The sequence below is a fragment of the Belliella calami genome, from assembly GCF_022549695.1.
Classification (GTDB): domain Bacteria; phylum Bacteroidota; class Bacteroidia; order Cytophagales; family Cyclobacteriaceae; genus Belliella; species Belliella calami.
Genome location: NZ_JAKZGS010000004.1, coordinates 237,740 through 254,027, shown reverse-complemented (window position 1 = coordinate 254,027; position 16,288 = coordinate 237,740). Strand labels below are relative to the sequence as shown.

Sequence of the window (16,288 nt, the reverse complement as noted above, 5' to 3'; positions counted from 1 at the left end):
AATTAACCGATTTGCTCAATTTGCAAAAAAGTATTTATCAAGATTTAAGCCTGACAGGTCTCTGGCATTAATACCTCACTCTGGGGGAAAATCCCCCGTCTTTAGGTGAAGACTTTAGTGTTTTTTTTCTTTTTGAACTTGGTGTTTTTACTTTGTGATCATTGTGGTAAAAATTATAACCACAAAGTTCACAAAGTTTTTCACAAAGAGCACTAGGTCTCAGATGCACTTTAGTCGCCTTTAGGCAAAACCAAACCTTTCGGTCTTTCGTCGATAGTAGTTTAGTTTATAATTAGCAAATCCAATATTCCGTACTTTACGTTACGCATATTACGTAACGTAAAGTACGGAATAAAATTATGTTTAACAAAACCAATCATAAAATCCTTTTAGTATTTATTCTTCTTTTTCTACAAATTCGGGCATGAAGAAACTTGCATTCCTTTTTATTGCAGTCTTGTCTTTTGGTGAAATGAACGCACAAGATCAATATGAAACCCTTTTCGAGAAAACCCAAGGGCAGAAAACACCAATTTATTCAGAAGTAATTGATTTCTTTGACCAATTAGCCAAGGATTTTGAGACTGTAAAAATGGTGGAAATAGGCACTACCGATTCAGGAATTCCATTACATGTTATCATGTATGATGACAAAAAAGTGTTTGATCCTAAAATTTGGCATCAAGATAATAGGCTAATACTCTACATAAATAATGGTATCCATCCAGGCGAACCAGACGGTATTGATGCTTCCATGATGTTTTTGAGGGATATTTTACTGGGGAAAATAGCTGTTCCAGCTGATGTAGCCATAGCTATCACGCCAGTTTACAACATAGGAGGTCATCTAAATCGTGGCTCTCACAGTCGCGTAAATCAAAATGGACCTGGGGAGTTTGGATTTAGGGGAAATGCAAGAAACTTCGACCTCAACAGGGATTTTATCAAAGCAGACACCAAAGATGCCCGATCATTTCAAGAAATTTTCAGTTGGCTGAAGCCACAGGTATTTATAGACACTCATGTCAGCAATGGAGCAGACTATCAACATGTGATGACCTTGATTTCAACGCAGCATAACCGATTGGGTGGAGAGTTGGGAGACTATTTAGAGAGAACGTTGAATCCTGCGCTCTATGAAAGCATGAAAGCAAAAGATTTCCCAATGATTCCTTATGTGAATGCATACGGAAGCAAGCCAGAAGATGGCTGGCCACAGTTCAAAGACATCGGTAGATACAGCAGTGGATACGCGTCTTTATTTAAGACTCTGAGCTTTATGCCTGAGACTCACATGCTCAAACCTTACGACCAAAGAGTCGCCTCCACTTATGAATTACTTCTGAGCTTCATAGAAGTTTTCAAAACAGATGCCTCAAAAATCGTCAAAATGGCAAAAGCCGATAGGGAAAAAGTGGCAAAACAAAGCCAGTTCAACCTCAACCATGCTTCAGACAGAAGCACTTACAAGCTTATGGAATTTCACGGATATGAATCAGGACAGAAGCCATCTGATATTTCCGGTTTGCCAAGACTATACTATGATCGCAACAAGCCCTTTTCTACTGAAATCAAATTTTATGATGCCTATCAGCCTGGCTTGACATTAGAAAAACCAAAAGCCTATATCATTCCCCAAGGTTGGCACACAGTCATCGATAACCTGAAGAGAAATGGTGTACAAATTCAGGAGTTGAATCAAGACAGCAGCATCCAGGTATCGGTGTATCACATCAAGGATTTCCAAACTGGACAGCGCCCTTTTGAGGGTCACTATTTACATACAAAAGTTGTCGTTGAGAAGTCAATAGAAAAGATGGATTTCAGAAAAGGAGATTTCATGGTATTGATGAACCAAGAGTCCAACAACTATATCATCGAAGTATTGGAGCCAGAGGGAGAGGACAGCTTCTTCGCGTGGAACTTCTTCGACACGATCTTGCAGTCCAAAGAAGGATATTCTGCGTACGTTTTTGAAGACTTGGCAGCTGAATTTTTATCTCAAAATCCATCGATAAGGACAGCACTGGAAAAAGCTAAATCAGAAAACGAAGAATTGGCAAAAAGCGCATCAGCACAACTAAGATGGGTCTATGAAAATTCACCTTGGAAGGAAAAAGAGCATAACCGCTATCCTGTGTATAGGGTAGAAAAATGATTATATTTGTTATATGATAATATGAGTAAGCTAATCTCTATAAATAACACATTTGAAAGCTATCAGAGCTTGATAACTTTATACGAGAATTATAAAGCAGAATTGTTTAGTGACATCCATGTTGAAATCCACCAGTTCTTTGCTGCCAATATCAGTGCAGCTTTAGGTGCCGTTTTGGATAAATTTAATTCAAATTTAAACGATATTCATTTTGATTATATCAGCCCTCAAATTGAAACTATCCTTTCAAAAAATGACTTTCTCACTTATTATGGAAAACAACGAGCTGTTGATGTCAATAATACTACAATCAAATTTCAAAAACTGAAGCCGACCGATGGAAAGTATTTCAAAAGTTACGTAATTAATGAATTGATAGAAGGACATACTTCGGATCTTCCAAGAATGTCGGCTGGAGTGAAAGAAAAGATTGTTGAAGCTATATATGAAATATTCGTTAATGCCCAGATTCATAGTGAATCGAAATTTATATATACTTGCGGACAGTTCTATCCCAATAAAAACACAATAGAATTTACAATAGTTGATACAGGCATAGGATTTAAAGAAAAGATCAACAGAAGATTTGGGAGTAACCTTAGCGCTACCCAAGCAATAAATTGGGCCATTCAGGACAGAAGAACAACAAAAGTGGATATTTCTGGTGGAATAGGATTAGCTGTACTCAAAGAATTTATTTCAATGAACAAAGGGAAAATGCAAATTGTGAGTAGTGATGGGTTCTATCAGTTTGGTTGCGATGGAGAATTGCTACGAAAGTTCGAAGGGGAATTCCCCGGAACAATTGTAAATTTGCAATTTAGGACTAATGACAAAATCAATTACTCACTGAAAAGTGAAATTGACATAAACGATATATTTTAATAATATGGAAAATATAACAATCAATATAGTAAACACCATCGGGGATAGATATGGAGTAGAAGCCGAAGATGGGCAAAAAGTTTTTGAGCTAATTACCACAGCGTTTTCAGATCAAAAGCGGGTTAACCTTTCCTTTCAAAACATAGAAATGCTTACTACTGCATTTCTAAATACAGCAGTTGGCCAACTATATAAAGATTATGAGGAGATTTTTATCAAAAAAAACCTTAGTGTATCAAATATTTCCGAATCAGGAAAAGTCGCACTAAAAAGAGTGGTTGAGACAGCAAAACTCTACTATAAAGACCCGGACGCTCTGAAAAGAAGTATTGATGAAATAATCAAAGGTTAAAGCTATGGCAGTTATTCACAGATTGCAGGATTTTGCACTACTAAATGACAGAGATATTTTTGTGGACGCTAATGTTTTGATATATCTTTTTTGGCCGACAGGGCAGCATCATTTTGAGAGAAACTACGCAAGGGTGTTTGGCAACTTATTAAGACGAGGGAACAGTCTATACGTTGATTTTTTAGTAATTTCAGAGATTGTTAACAGAGCTATTAGAGCGGAATATGAGAAATACCTCCTCACAAATTCAATGACAAAGTCTCAACTGAATTTCAAAGATTATAGAAATAGCCAAGATGGCCAAGATAGTTTAAATGATATATATATCATTGTCAACAGTGATATTTTAGGCAATTTCAAAGTAGTAGAAAAACCTTTTAACAAGAATAACATAAAAAACTTACTTGTTGTTGATGAATTAGATTTTATTGACAAGGCTCTAGTCTCAATTTGTACAGAACACAACTTGGTGTTGCTCACGAATGATAGGGATTTCAAAAATAGCGGATTGGATATCCTTACAGGCAATCCAAATATTTTGGGTTAAAGAAAAATTGAAAGCGACTTATACCAAAAGTTTGTATTAAGCAAATATATAACTAATCATAATCTTTAAAATATTCGAAATTGACAAACAAAAACATTCAGTGAGCGCCCTGGTTACCTTTGACACCAGAAATATGATTTTCTTATGAAAAAACAAAACAGTCTTAACCCCCCATGTTGATTTTACTATGAATCAACCAAATTAGTTATGCCAAATAAAAAACAATCACCCACTTTTTTAGAAAAACTCCAATCAAAGTGGAAATTAAAAAGCCTAAAACAAGTCATCCTTGTTTTGGTTGTTTTTGCACTGACTGGATTTACTATTTTGTTTATCAAAAAGCCGATTTTTGATTTATTGGGAATCAGCATGGAACGTGGGGGATTTTGGAAAACCGTCCTCTATCTTCTCCTCGTACTTCCACTATATCAGTTGGTTCTTTTATTTTGGGGATTTGTTTTGGGACAGTTTGATTTCTTCTGGGAAAAAGAAAAACAGTTCTTTAGAAGAATCTTCGGAAAAAAGAAAAAAGAATGAATTTTACCAAAATCAATCTTTTCAAAAAAATCATAACCCAAGTAGTCTTAGCAGCAATCATTGTGTAAATTTGCAGACTATTTAATACAGAATAATACATAGTAATGGCAAAAAAGAAAGGTAAGTCCCTAGAAGAGCACGAAAAGCGCAAGCTCAACAAAGAAAGTCTAGGGAAATTGGGAGGAGTTTTTAGGTTTATTTTGCCTTATAAATGGACATTTATCTTAGGTCTTTTATTCTTGTTGCTATCAAGTCTGACACTCCTCACTTTTCCGTATGTCGCTGGAAAATTGATAGATACAGCTTCTGGAAAATCCTGGATGGTCAATGATATCAACGGAATAGCATTTTTACTTTTGGGAATTCTTTTGGTTCAAAGCATATTTTCTTTCTTCAGAGTCTGGTTGTTTGCGAAGGTTTCAGAGAGAAGCATGCGAGATGTAAGGATTTCACTTTATAGTCAACTGGTACAATTACCGATGACTTTTTTTGATAAAAGAAGAACCGGGGAGCTAATTTCTAGGATCACTGCAGATGTAAGTATGCTCCAAGATACCTTTTCCACAACCTTGGCGGAGCTTTTCAGGCAAATTATCACTTTGGTTGCAGGTGTGGTTTTCTTGATGGTCACTACCCCAAAGCTGACAATCTTCATGCTGGCTACTTTCCCGATTTTGGTGATTATTGCGATAGTATTCGGGAAATTCATCAGAACATTGTCTAAGCAGGCACAAGATGAATTGGCTGCAGCCAATGTTATTGTCGAAGAAACATTGCAATCAATCATGACTGTAAAATCTTTTGCAGGCGAGGATTATGAATCAAATAGATATAGAAATGGATTGAATAAAGTGGTAAAAGTTGCGCTGAAAGCAGCTGGATTTAGAGGGGCTTTTATTTCCTTCATCATCTTTGCTCTTTTTGGCGGTATTGTAGCAGTGATGTGGTACGGTGCTACTTTGGTAGCTTCAGGCGCGATGAGTGTTGGTGATTTGGTATCATTTGTTTTATACACAACTTTTATTGGCGGATCTATCGCAGGTCTTGGAGATATCTATGGGCAGATCCAAAAGGCAATTGGTTCCTCAGAAAGAGTTCTTGAAATCCTTCAAGAAGCTCCCGAGTATTCCACTGCAGATTTTCAAAAAGTCCCGATGAAAGGCGCTGTTTCTTTCTCAAATGTCGGATTTACTTACCCTACCAGAACTGAAATAGAAGTACTCAAAAATATTAATCTTACCATTCGAGCGGGTGAAAAAGTAGCACTCGCAGGGCATAGTGGAGCAGGAAAATCAACTATCATCCAACTTCTATTGAGTTTTTATCCTATCAATAAAGGCTCACTAACTGTGGATGACAAGCCAATTGGAGAATGGAACCTAAAGCAGTTGAGGTCAAACATAGGAATTGTACCACAGGAAGTTTTACTCTTTGGTGGAAGTATCAAGGAAAACATCGCTTATGCCAAGCCAGATGCCACGGAAGAAGAAATCATAGAAGCAGCCAAAAAAGCTAATGCATGGCAGTTTATTAGCAAATTCCCTGAAGGTTTGGAAACAACTGTCGGTGAAAGGGGAATCAAGCTCTCTGGAGGACAACGTCAACGTGTTGCCATTGCAAGAGCCATTTTGAAAAACCCAGCAATCTTGATTTTGGATGAGGCTACTTCATCACTTGATGCAGAATCTGAAAGCTTGGTACAGGAAGCATTGGATGAACTGATGAAAAACAGGACTACGATCATTATTGCACACAGGCTTTCTACCATCAGAAAAGTAGACAGAATCTATGTGCTAAGAGATGGCGAAATTGTAGAAGAAGGAACGCACGAGAATCTGGCCATACAAGAAGATGGTTTTTATGCAAACTTGGTACGGTTACAATTTGCGGAATAAATTAGTCCGTTATGAGACTTAAAGGCTTTAGCTTTATCTTGATTTTGTTCTTGCTTAACTTATTGTGAGATTGCTTTTGGCCAAGTAAAGTATTCATTAAATATTGAGGCTGGACATCTCCAGTTTCGAAATACAATAGTAGATGTAGATCCCGGACCAAACTGGCAAGGTCATCCACTATCCGATAGAAATGGATATGAACTCTCTGTCATCAACGGAATCATCTTTCGAGATAAGTTTAATCTTGGTTTAGGCATTAGTTATATGAGATTCTATGCAGCATCCTCTTCAACTTACCATGGATTAGCAGCTTTCTTTAACTTCGAATATGCAAACTACAAGAAGAAGGTTTCTCCCATAATAAATTTGAAATTGGGTAATGGCCAACTTTGGAATCAATATGAGAATGGTAGCAGAAACTTCTACGGAGAAATCACAGCAGGCCCTATGATCAAGCTCTCTCCAAAAACTCAGCTATATGCTAAAACTGGCATGATGATCCAACAGCAGGCTAGCATAATCCCAATAAAGATTGGATTAAGATTTTAATTTTGGATTATCTAAGCCTAGTCGATGAACTGAATCTTACTATGCTTTTTTAGATCCAAACATATTTTTAAGTCGTAGGTTAATTATATCAAAAAAACACCCCATTGATACGATGAATAAGAATATTGAAAAATTAATGGAGGCCATTGAGCCACATAGAACTACACTCTTACAACATCCAATTTATAACGATCTCAAAACTCTGGAGGACTTCCAAGTATTCATGGAGCAGCATGTCTATGCTGTTTGGGATTTTATGACATTACTGAAAGCGTTGCAATTGAAATTGACTGGCACTAGTATTCCTTGGATTCCTTCCAACGAACCTATGGTCACAAGATTGATCAACGACATCGTCTTGGCAGAAGAAAGTGATGAAGATGGACAAGGAGGATATTGCAGTCACTTTGAATTGTACTTGAGAGCTATGAAAGAAGCCGGGGCAGATACAAGCAAGATCGAAAGTGTGATAGAAGAATTGAGAACTGGAAAGTCATTTGATGAAGCCGTAGAAAGTCTCGATCAGCCAAATTCTGTAAAGCATTTTCTAAGAACAAACTTTGCCGTAGTGCAAGCTGGAAAGCCTCACCAAATAGCAGCATCATTTACACTTGGCAGAGAAGAATTGATTCCAGACCTATTTCGACAACTTGTCAATGACCTGATCAAAAGCAAGCCGGGTGAACTGGAAACATTGGAATATTACTTTGAAAGACATATTCATCTGGATGAAGATCATCATGGACCATTAGCGATGAAGATGTTGGATCACCTTTGTGGAAACGATCCTGTAAAGTGGGAAGAAACCAAGCTTGCTGCCATAGAAGCTTTGGAAGCTAGAAAAGTACTGTGGGATGGGATTCATGATGCGGTAATAAACAAGGCCTCATAGTATCCAACATAAAACTTAGTGGATACTTATAGAAAAATATAAAACCGACCCGAGAAATCCCGGATCGGTTTAGGTTGAACTAGTGGTTTATTGTAAAATTATAAAGTGACTTCTTCCTCTACTTGATAGAAGCCTTCATCTTTTCTAGGTAGGGATGAGCTCCCCATCAGGAATTCATCAACACTCACGGCAGCTTCTCTTCCTTCAGAAATTGCCCATACGACTAGTGATTGACCTCTTCTCATGTCTCCTGCTAAGAATACTTTCTTCGATGTAGATTGATAGCCTTTTGATTTTGGAAGGCTATTTTCCATTTTTTCTACGCCAAATGCTCCTAAGAGGCCATTTTCTGCTGGACCTGTATAGCCGATTGCTATGAATGCAAGGTCACAAGGGACAGTACGTTCCGTTCCTGGAACTTCCACAAACTGCATCCTTCCATTTTCTTCTTTCCATTCCAAGTCCACCAATACAAGGCCTGTTACTTCTCCTTTTTTGTTGCCGACAAACTCCTTTGTGAGTATAGAGAATACTCGCTCAGCACCTTCTTCGTGAGAACTTGAAGTTTTCAAGGTCATCGGCCATTCTGGCCATGGATTGAGTACAGTTCTTTGCTGAGGAGGCTTAGGCAGCAATTCAAGCTGTGTGATACTTTTTGCACCATGACGGTTTGATGTTCCAATACAATCAGAACCAGTATCGCCACCGCCGATGACGATGATGTGTTTATCTTTGGCAGAAATTGGGTTTTCCTTGATTTCACCAGCGATTACTTGGTTTTGTTTTCCCAAAAATTCCATCGCAAAATGAACACCCTTTAAATCTGAACCTTTGATATTTAATGCTCGTGGTTGTGCTGCACCTGTGGCCAGTACTACTGCATCAAAGTTTGAAAGAATATTTTCTGCTTTGATATTGAAGCCAATTTCTGTTTCGGTCGAGAAGATCACACCTTCTTGCTCCATCACTTCTACACGACGGTCAATCACCCATTTCTCCAATTTGAAATCTGGGATTCCGTAGCGGAGTAATCCTCCTACTTTTTTGTCTTTTTCGAAAAGCGTCACTTCATGTCCCGCTTGGTTCAATTGATCCGCAGCTGCGAGTCCAGCTGGGCCAGAACCTATTACTGCTACAGTTTTTCCTGTGCGAACTTTTGGGATTCGTGGCTTTACAAAACCCAATTCATAAGCTTTTTCGGCAATGTTTTTCTCAATTAATTCAATGGCAACAGGATCTTTGTTGATCCCCAATACACATGATGCTTCACAGGGCGCTGGGCAAATCCTACCGGTAAATTCTGGGAAATTGTTAGTACTTCTTAAAATGTGAAAAGCTTCCTCCCATTCATTCTGGTACACTGCATCGTTAAACTCAGGTATTACATTGCCCAGCGGACATCCCTGATGGCAAAATGGTATTCCACAATCCATACATCTGGCCGACTGCTCGTTGAGTTTTTTGCCGTCAAATGGTTGATATATTTCTTTGTAATCGTTTATTCTATCTTCTGGAGAGCGTGATTCGGGCAGCTCTCTTTTATACTGGATAAATCCTTCTTTCGCTCCCATATTAAACTAATGTTTTTGATTGTTCCAAAGCTCTTTTTTTCAATACTTCCTTGTAATCTCTAGGAATGACCTTGATAAATCGCTCTTTGTATTCTTCCCAATTTTCAATGAATTCTGATGCCAAAAGACTGTTCGTAAATTCTTGGTGGATTTTAAGTTGATTTTTGATAGTTACAAAATCATCTTCATTGAGTGGATCCAGATCGACCATTTCTGGGTTGATCAAGTGTATGTAATCTTTGAGGATATAAGCGATACCTCCACTCATACCTGCGGCAAAATTTCTGCCGATTTCTCCCAAGTTCACTACCAATCCTCCAGTCATGTACTCACATCCGTGATCACCAATTCCTTCTACTACTGTCTCCACACCTGAATTTCTCACACAAAATCTTTCACCACCTTTGCCATTGATATAGGCTGCTCCTGAAGTAGCTCCATAGAATGCCACATTTCCGATGATGATATTATCCTTTGCTTTGAAATTTGCATTTCGACTTGGATATACGATCAATTTTCCTCCAGAAAGTCCTTTTCCAAAGTAATCATTCGCCTCACCTTCCAGCTCAAAGCTTACACCTTTGGCCAAGAAGCCTCCAAATGTCTGTCCTGCAGATCCGATAAATTTGAACCTTATCGTATCTTCCGGAAGTCCTGGACTGCCAAAGATTTTTGAAATTTCATGCGAAAGCATGGCACCAACTGTTCTATCAGTATTTTTAATTTCAAACTTGCCTGTTACTGGATTTGCTTGCTCCAAGGCAGGAAGTGCTTGCTTGATCAATTTTCTATCGAGAACTTTTTTCAGCTCAAACTCCTGATCAATTTGCTTATGGATTCCCACATGGTCTGGAACCTCCACTTTGTGGAAAATTGGTGTAAGGTCTACCTTATCCCACTTCCAATGGTTCATATTTCCTGTTGCTTTCAAGACATCACTTTGTCCTACCATTTCATCAATCGTAGCAAAGCCTAAAGAGGCCATGATCTCCCTAAGATCCTGAGCGAGGAACATAAAGTAATTCACTACATGATCAGGACTTCCTGTAAATAGCTTCCTCAATTCTGGATTTTGCGTAGCAATCCCAACTGGGCAAGTATTCAAATGACACTTACGCATCATGATACATCCTTCTACTACCAAAGCTCCTGTAGAAATTCCCCATTCCTCAGCTCCCAAAAGCGTTGCGATGGCAATGTCTCTACCTGTTCTGAGCTGTCCATCTGTCTGTAGCACAACTCTGCTGCGAAGATTGTTTTTCACCAGAGTCTGATGGGCTTCGGAAAGACCAAGTTCCCATGGCAATCCTGCATGTCTGATAGAACTCAAAGGAGAAGCTCCTGTACCACCATCAGCACCTGAAATGAGGATCACATCTGCTTGGGCTTTTGCTACACCTGCGGCGACAGTTCCTACACCTGCTTGTGATACAAGCTTGACATTGATTCTTGCCTTTCTATTCGCATTTTTCAAGTCATATATCAATTGTGCCAAATCTTCAATGGAGTAGATGTCATGGTGTGGAGGTGGGGAAATCAATCCTACTCCAGGAGTAGAGTGTCTCACCCTTCCTATCCAATCATCTACTTTATGGCCTGGCAACTGACCACCTTCACCAGGTTTTGCTCCTTGGGCCATTTTTATCTGAATCTCAGCAGCATTGCTGAGGTAATTGCTAGTTACACCAAATCGGCCTGAAGCGACCTGCTTGATGGCAGAGCGTTCCCAGTCACCATTTTCTTTTCTTTCGAATCTGATCTCATCTTCTCCACCTTCTCCACTGTTGCTTTTCGCTCCGATTCTGTTCATTGCTATAGCCAACGTACTGTGTGCTTCATGTGAGATCGAACCAAAAGACATGGCACCGGTAGCGAATCTTTTTAAGATTGACTCGATCGGCTCTACTTCCTCGATTGGGATAGATATCCTCTTTTTGAATTCAAAAAGCCCTCTCAAAGTCAAGGCATCCTTTGTTTGGATGTTAATTTTTTCAGCAAATTTCTTGTAGAGATTGAAATCATTCAGCCTAGTGGATTTTTGGAGTAAATGGATTGTCTCTGGATTGAATAGATGTTTTTCACCTCTCCTTTTCCATTGATACACCCCTCCAGTTTCCAATATTGGGCTGTCAGTATTGTATGCAGCATGGTGTCTGATCAATACTTCCTCAGCCAATTCATCAAAGGAAATTCCAGAAATTCTACTTACTGTGCCTTTGAAACATCTATCGATCACTTCTGGACCTAATCCTATCGCTTCAAAAATCTGAGCCCCCTGGTAGGATTGTAGTGTACTGATCCCCATTTTGGATAGTACTTTTAGCAATCCTTTACCCACAGCTGCCTGATAATTGGCAAAAAGCTGTTTGGTTGGAATCTCTTTCGAAAGATGACCTTTTTCGTTCAGATGAACCAAACTTTCAAGCGCTAAATATGGATTAATGGCAGAGGCGCCATATCCAATTACTGTTGCGAAATGATGCGTTTCACGAATATCTCCCGCCTCTATTACCAAGCCAGCTCTGGTTCTCAGTTTCTTTTTCACCAAATGATGATGAACAGCACCTATAGCCAATAATGACGGAATTGGCGCTTTTGACTCAGTACTATTTCGGTCTGAAATGATGATAATGTTTTTGCCGGCATAAATTGCCCCTTCTGCTTCTCTACAAAGACTATTCAAAGCTTCAAGAATTCTTCCTGGCTGATGATCAGCTTCAAAGTGTGCCTGAAGTGTTACAGTTCTGTAGCCTTGCTCTTCGAGGTGTTTGAGTTTTTCCAAATCTTCATTTAGCAAGACTGGCTGCGAGATATGGATCTGTCTTGTATGTCTTGGGCTTTCGTCCAATATATTATGGCTCTCACCGATTCTGGTGAAAAGTGACATTACCAATTTTTCCCTGATTGGATCAATCGGCGGGTTACTTACCTGAGCAAAAAGCTGCTTGAAGTAATTGGATATGTGTTGGCTTTGCTTTGATAAAACTGCTAATGGAGTATCCGCTCCCATAGAACCAATTGGCTCGTAAGATGTGTCTCCCATTGGCTTGAGGATCATATTCAATTCTTCGGAAGTGTATCCAAAGATTGTTTGGCGTTTTTTGATCTCCTCTGTGGTGTAAGGATTTGAGAGTTTCTCTGGATCAGGCATCAACCTGAGTTTCAGCCTTTCTTCTCTCACCCATTTGTCATAAGGTTTGTTGTCACATACAGATGCCTTGACTTCATCATCAAAGGAGATCTTTCCTTTTTCCAAATCTACCCAAAGCATTCTTCCTGGACTGATTCTACCTTTCTCTGTGATGGTTGCTTCACGGATTGGCAGTGCACCTGCTTCGGATGAAAGAATAAGACGATCATCATTGGTGATAAAATACCTCAATGGTCTCAGGCCATTTCTGTCTAGGGTAGCTCCTACAGATTTTCCATCAGAGAAAAGCAAAGCGGCAGGTCCGTCCCATGGCTCCATCAATGCAGCATGGAATTTATAAAAGGCTTTTCTATCCTTGTCCATCATCTGATTGTCTTGCCATGCCTCTGGCACGAGCATCATCATCACATGGGGAAGGCTACGACCACTAAGTGTCAACAATTCCACCAAAGCATCCAAGTTTGCAGAATCTGAGTATTGCTTATTGGTGACAGGCATCAATTTAGACAATTCAGAATCCGTGAAATTCACAGAACGCATCAGTGACATCTTGGATTTCATCTTGTTCAGGTTTCCTCGGATGGTATTGATTTCACCATTGTGGGAAAGGTATCTGAATGGCTGTGCAAGTCTCCAGTTAGGAAAGGTATTGGTAGAGAATCGCGAATGTACTATGGCAAGTCCAGAAGTGATTTTATTATTCTGTAGATCTTTGTAAAACGGCAATACTTGGTCAGTTCTCAACTGTCCCTTATATATTAAGGTATTCGAACTGAAACTAGCAAAGTAAAAAGCATTGTTTACACCAGGTATTTCTTTATTGATTTGGCTGGTGGCGTAGTTTCTCAACACATATAGTTTACGCTCCAAATCAATGCCTTGAAGTCCGTCTTTGTGGCAGACAAAAACCTGCTCAATTACAGGCATAACATCCAAAGCACCTGACCCAGGTACGGTTTCATCAACGGGAACTTCACGATATCCAATTAGTTTGAAATCAAGTTCTTTGATGATTTGGTTTAGTCTTTCTTTCGATCTTTTATATAGTTGCTTGTTTTTAGGAAAAAATGTCATCCCAACACCATAGCTTCCAGCATCAGGAATAGAGAATCCTGCTCTTGAAGTTACTTCTTTCAGGAACGGGTGCGGAACCTGAATGAGAATTCCCGCACCATCTCCAGTTTTGGGATCACTTCCCCTACCTCCTCTGTGCTCCATGTTACTTAACATATAGAGTGCATCACTGATTGTCTCATGGGTTTTTGTTCCTTTGACATTCACTACTGCACCTATACCACAAGAATCATGTTCGAATTCTGAACGATATAATCCTTTTTTCATTATCAATAAGTTTAATAGGTTTCAATTTGAGTTGCAAAATTTACAAAATATTTTCTTTCTATTAAAATTTAAGCAACTAATTGACAATTTAACTGCGTAGTTTGTATTGTTTATTGACATTAATTACCTTAAATAAAAAATATGCTTTGGTCAATAAAAAATACATTACTTAAAAAATAAATGTAAATTATGATTTTAATGGTTTCAAAACAAACCAAAAAACATAATCAAAACATAAAAAATCAAACTATAAGGTGTCACAAAAAAAAATTATTTTTTTTTAATTTTTTCTCCTGCAAAAATGAATTCAGTAGATTCAACTTCGATTTTATTGAAAATTGTGAATAACAATCATTTTGTAAAAAGTGCTAGACGCAGAATATTATACTGGATCGCAAATTTGAATATAACTCAATCTTCATGAGAATCTAGATTCTTTTCGTCTTCATCTTTTAGTCTTACTTTCACTTTTTTGATTTTTCTGGTATCTACAGCCAAGATGGTAAATTCAAAATGCTCAAAGTTGATTTTCACACCATTCTTTGGCAATTTGGAATTCATTTCCAAGAGCAATCCTCCCAACGATTCACTTTCGCCCTTCACTTCATCAAAAATCTGCTGATCAAGATCCAATTTTTTACAAAAATCATTCAATGAAACTTTCCCCTCAAAAATAAAGGTCTGTGGATCTATTTCCTGAAAAAAGAAATCTTGGATATCGTCAAACTCATCATTGATTTCCCCGATAATTTCTTCGATCAAATCCTCCAATGTAATCAAACCAGAGGTACCACCATACTCATCTACTACGATGGCCATGTGGACGTGTTTTTTCTGAAAATCCTTCAGAAGCGAATCGACTTTTTTGTTTTCAGGAACAAAAAAACCTTTTCGAATCAAACTTTGCCATTCAAAATCTTCTTCCTTTTCAATGTGTGGAAGCAAATCCTTGATATAAAGAATGCCCTCAATGCTGTCAATGGTTTCATTGTAAACAGGAATTCTAGAGTAGCCACTTTTGTTGATTTTGTCCATCAATTCATGAAAATCTGTATCCAAATCTACTGCAGTGATTTCCATTCTGGAATGCATAACCTGCTTTACAGAAAGTGTCCCAAAGTTCACAATACCTTTCAAAATATCTTTTTCTTCGTCTGTAGTATCTTCTGAAGTGATTTCCAAGGCTTGATGCAGCTCATCTACCGAAAGTGAATATCCCTTTTTCTCAATTCTTCTCTCGATGATATTGCTAAGGCTCATCAAAAAAATGGATAGTGGCTTGAGGATAATCGAAAATATATTGATAAGAGGAGCCATCATCAGCGAAAATTCTACTTTTGCTTTTGTTGCGTAGACTTTTGGCACAATCTCTCCGAAGAAAACAATGGCAAAAGTGACCCCAATGGTCTGAACAAGGATAATTACTATACCAGTAGCCCCCATTCCAAAAATAGTCCAAGACACGAAAGTGGTCAAGGTGACAATACCGATGTTGATTAGATTGTTTAGGATTAAGATAGTACTGAGAAGCCGTTGTGGTTCTTCTATAAGTTGAATAACCTTACTTGCATTTTCTTCTCCCTGGGTATCTATTTCATGTAAATCTTCAGCAGTAAGCGAAAAAAACGCTACTTCTGATCCAGATATTAGACCGGAAGAAATTAGTAAAAGGATAAAAATCAATCCATTGATCAATAAATAGCTGGCCGAAATTTCTGAAATTTCAGCCAGCAATAAAATACTCGGATAGGGGTCGTCCATTAATTATTAAATTATTTCTGCAAAATTAACCATTTCTGATAAAGTACTCTAATTTTTAATTTCACAACTAAGCTAAATTTGAAAATTTATTTTATTAGAGTCAAATTTATCTTGGATAATCTCTGATAAATAAGTTTATCAATTGAAATACTTAGGATTAGAATGGTAAATCATCATCATCAGCTGGACCTTCAGACACTGCTTGTGATGGCATTGACTGTGGACTGCTATTGTTGGAAGCATAATTTGTACTGCTATTGTTGCTTGGCCCGCTTTGACCTTGGCCATCTGCACGAGAATCAAGCATGGTCATATTCTGAACCCTTATCCTAACTCTTTTGCGGTTATTGCCTTGCTCGTCTTGCCAACTGTCAGTTTTGATCTTGCCTTCGACATAGATCTTACTCCCTTTTTTGAGATAACTTTCAGCGATTTTTGCAAGTCCGTCCCAAAGTTCCAAATCGTGCCATTCGGTGTTGTCCACACGGTTTCCAGATCTGTCTTTGTAAGACTCTGTGGTGGCGATACTTACATTGGCTACGACTTTGTCACCTTCCAAATGTTTGACTTCTGGATCTTGCCCCAGATTTCCTACTAAAATTACTTTATTTACTCCAGCCATATTTGTAAATGTTTAAATGTTTGACAA

Annotated in this window: 12 protein-coding genes; 8 read left to right on the top strand and 4 right to left on the bottom strand. The window is 38.3% G+C overall.

The window, feature by feature from the left end:
• The first annotated feature begins 424 nt into the window (after nt 1-424).
• From MM236_RS07735 to MM236_RS07700, 8 genes are all read left to right on the top strand, one after another.
• Nucleotides 425-2,158 (top strand): M14 family metallopeptidase, encoded by a 1,734-nt coding sequence (locus tag MM236_RS07735; RefSeq protein ID WP_241274386.1) that lies wholly within the window; start codon nt 425-427, stop codon nt 2,156-2,158.
• A gap of 21 nt (nt 2,159-2,179) precedes the next feature.
• Nucleotides 2,180-3,043 carry an ATP-binding protein gene (locus MM236_RS07730; RefSeq protein ID WP_241274385.1) on the top strand — a complete coding sequence of 288 codons (864 nt, stop codon included), beginning with the start codon at nt 2,180-2,182 and terminating at the stop codon, nt 3,041-3,043.
• Nucleotides 3,044-3,047: 4 nt separating this feature from the next.
• Complete coding sequence (locus tag MM236_RS07725; RefSeq protein ID WP_241274384.1) at nt 3,048-3,395, top strand: STAS-like domain-containing protein; 348 nt, start codon at nt 3,048-3,050, stop codon at nt 3,393-3,395.
• Between the two features lie 4 nt (nt 3,396-3,399).
• Nucleotides 3,400-3,942 (top strand): type II toxin-antitoxin system VapC family toxin, encoded by a 543-nt coding sequence (locus tag MM236_RS07720; RefSeq protein WP_241274383.1) that lies wholly within the window; start codon nt 3,400-3,402, stop codon nt 3,940-3,942.
• 207 nt (nt 3,943-4,149) lie between these two features.
• Entirely contained in the window at nt 4,150-4,479 is a 330-nt protein-coding gene (locus MM236_RS07715; RefSeq protein ID WP_241274382.1) for a DUF6787 family protein, read from the top strand.
• Nucleotides 4,480-4,583: 104 nt separating this feature from the next.
• Nucleotides 4,584-6,374 (top strand): ABC transporter ATP-binding protein, encoded by a 1,791-nt coding sequence (locus tag MM236_RS07710; protein WP_241274381.1) that lies wholly within the window; start codon nt 4,584-4,586, stop codon nt 6,372-6,374.
• A gap of 264 nt (nt 6,375-6,638) precedes the next feature.
• Entirely contained in the window at nt 6,639-6,923 is a 285-nt protein-coding gene (locus MM236_RS07705) for a hypothetical protein (protein ID WP_241274380.1), read from the top strand.
• A gap of 112 nt (nt 6,924-7,035) precedes the next feature.
• Nucleotides 7,036-7,815, top strand: a complete 780-nt coding sequence (locus tag MM236_RS07700) for a DUF3050 domain-containing protein (protein ID WP_241274379.1) — start codon at nt 7,036-7,038, stop codon at nt 7,813-7,815.
• 98 nt (nt 7,816-7,913) lie between these two features.
• Here the strand turns inward: MM236_RS07700 and MM236_RS07695 are convergent, their stop codons facing one another.
• The 4 genes from MM236_RS07695 to MM236_RS07680 all read right to left on the bottom strand — a co-directional run bounded on the left by MM236_RS07695 (nt 7,914) and on the right by MM236_RS07680 (nt 16,261).
• The gene (locus MM236_RS07695; protein ID WP_241274378.1) at nt 7,914-9,386 is read right to left on the bottom strand and encodes a glutamate synthase subunit beta; all 1,473 of its coding nucleotides are present in this window, start codon (nt 9,384-9,386) and stop codon (nt 7,914-7,916) included.
• Between the two features lies 1 nt (nt 9,387).
• Entirely contained in the window at nt 9,388-13,878 is a 4,491-nt protein-coding gene (gltB, locus tag MM236_RS07690) for a glutamate synthase large subunit (protein ID WP_241274377.1), read from the bottom strand.
• A 411-nt stretch (nt 13,879-14,289) separates the two neighbouring features.
• Nucleotides 14,290-15,639, bottom strand: coding sequence for a gliding motility-associated protein GldE (gene gldE, locus MM236_RS07685; RefSeq protein WP_241274376.1), 1,350 nt, complete (start codon nt 15,637-15,639; stop codon nt 14,290-14,292).
• A 157-nt stretch (nt 15,640-15,796) separates the two neighbouring features.
• A complete protein-coding gene (locus tag MM236_RS07680; protein WP_241274375.1) occupies nt 15,797-16,261 on the bottom strand; it encodes a single-stranded DNA-binding protein in 465 nt (154 codons plus the stop codon).
• Nucleotides 16,262-16,288: the final 27 nt, after the last annotated feature.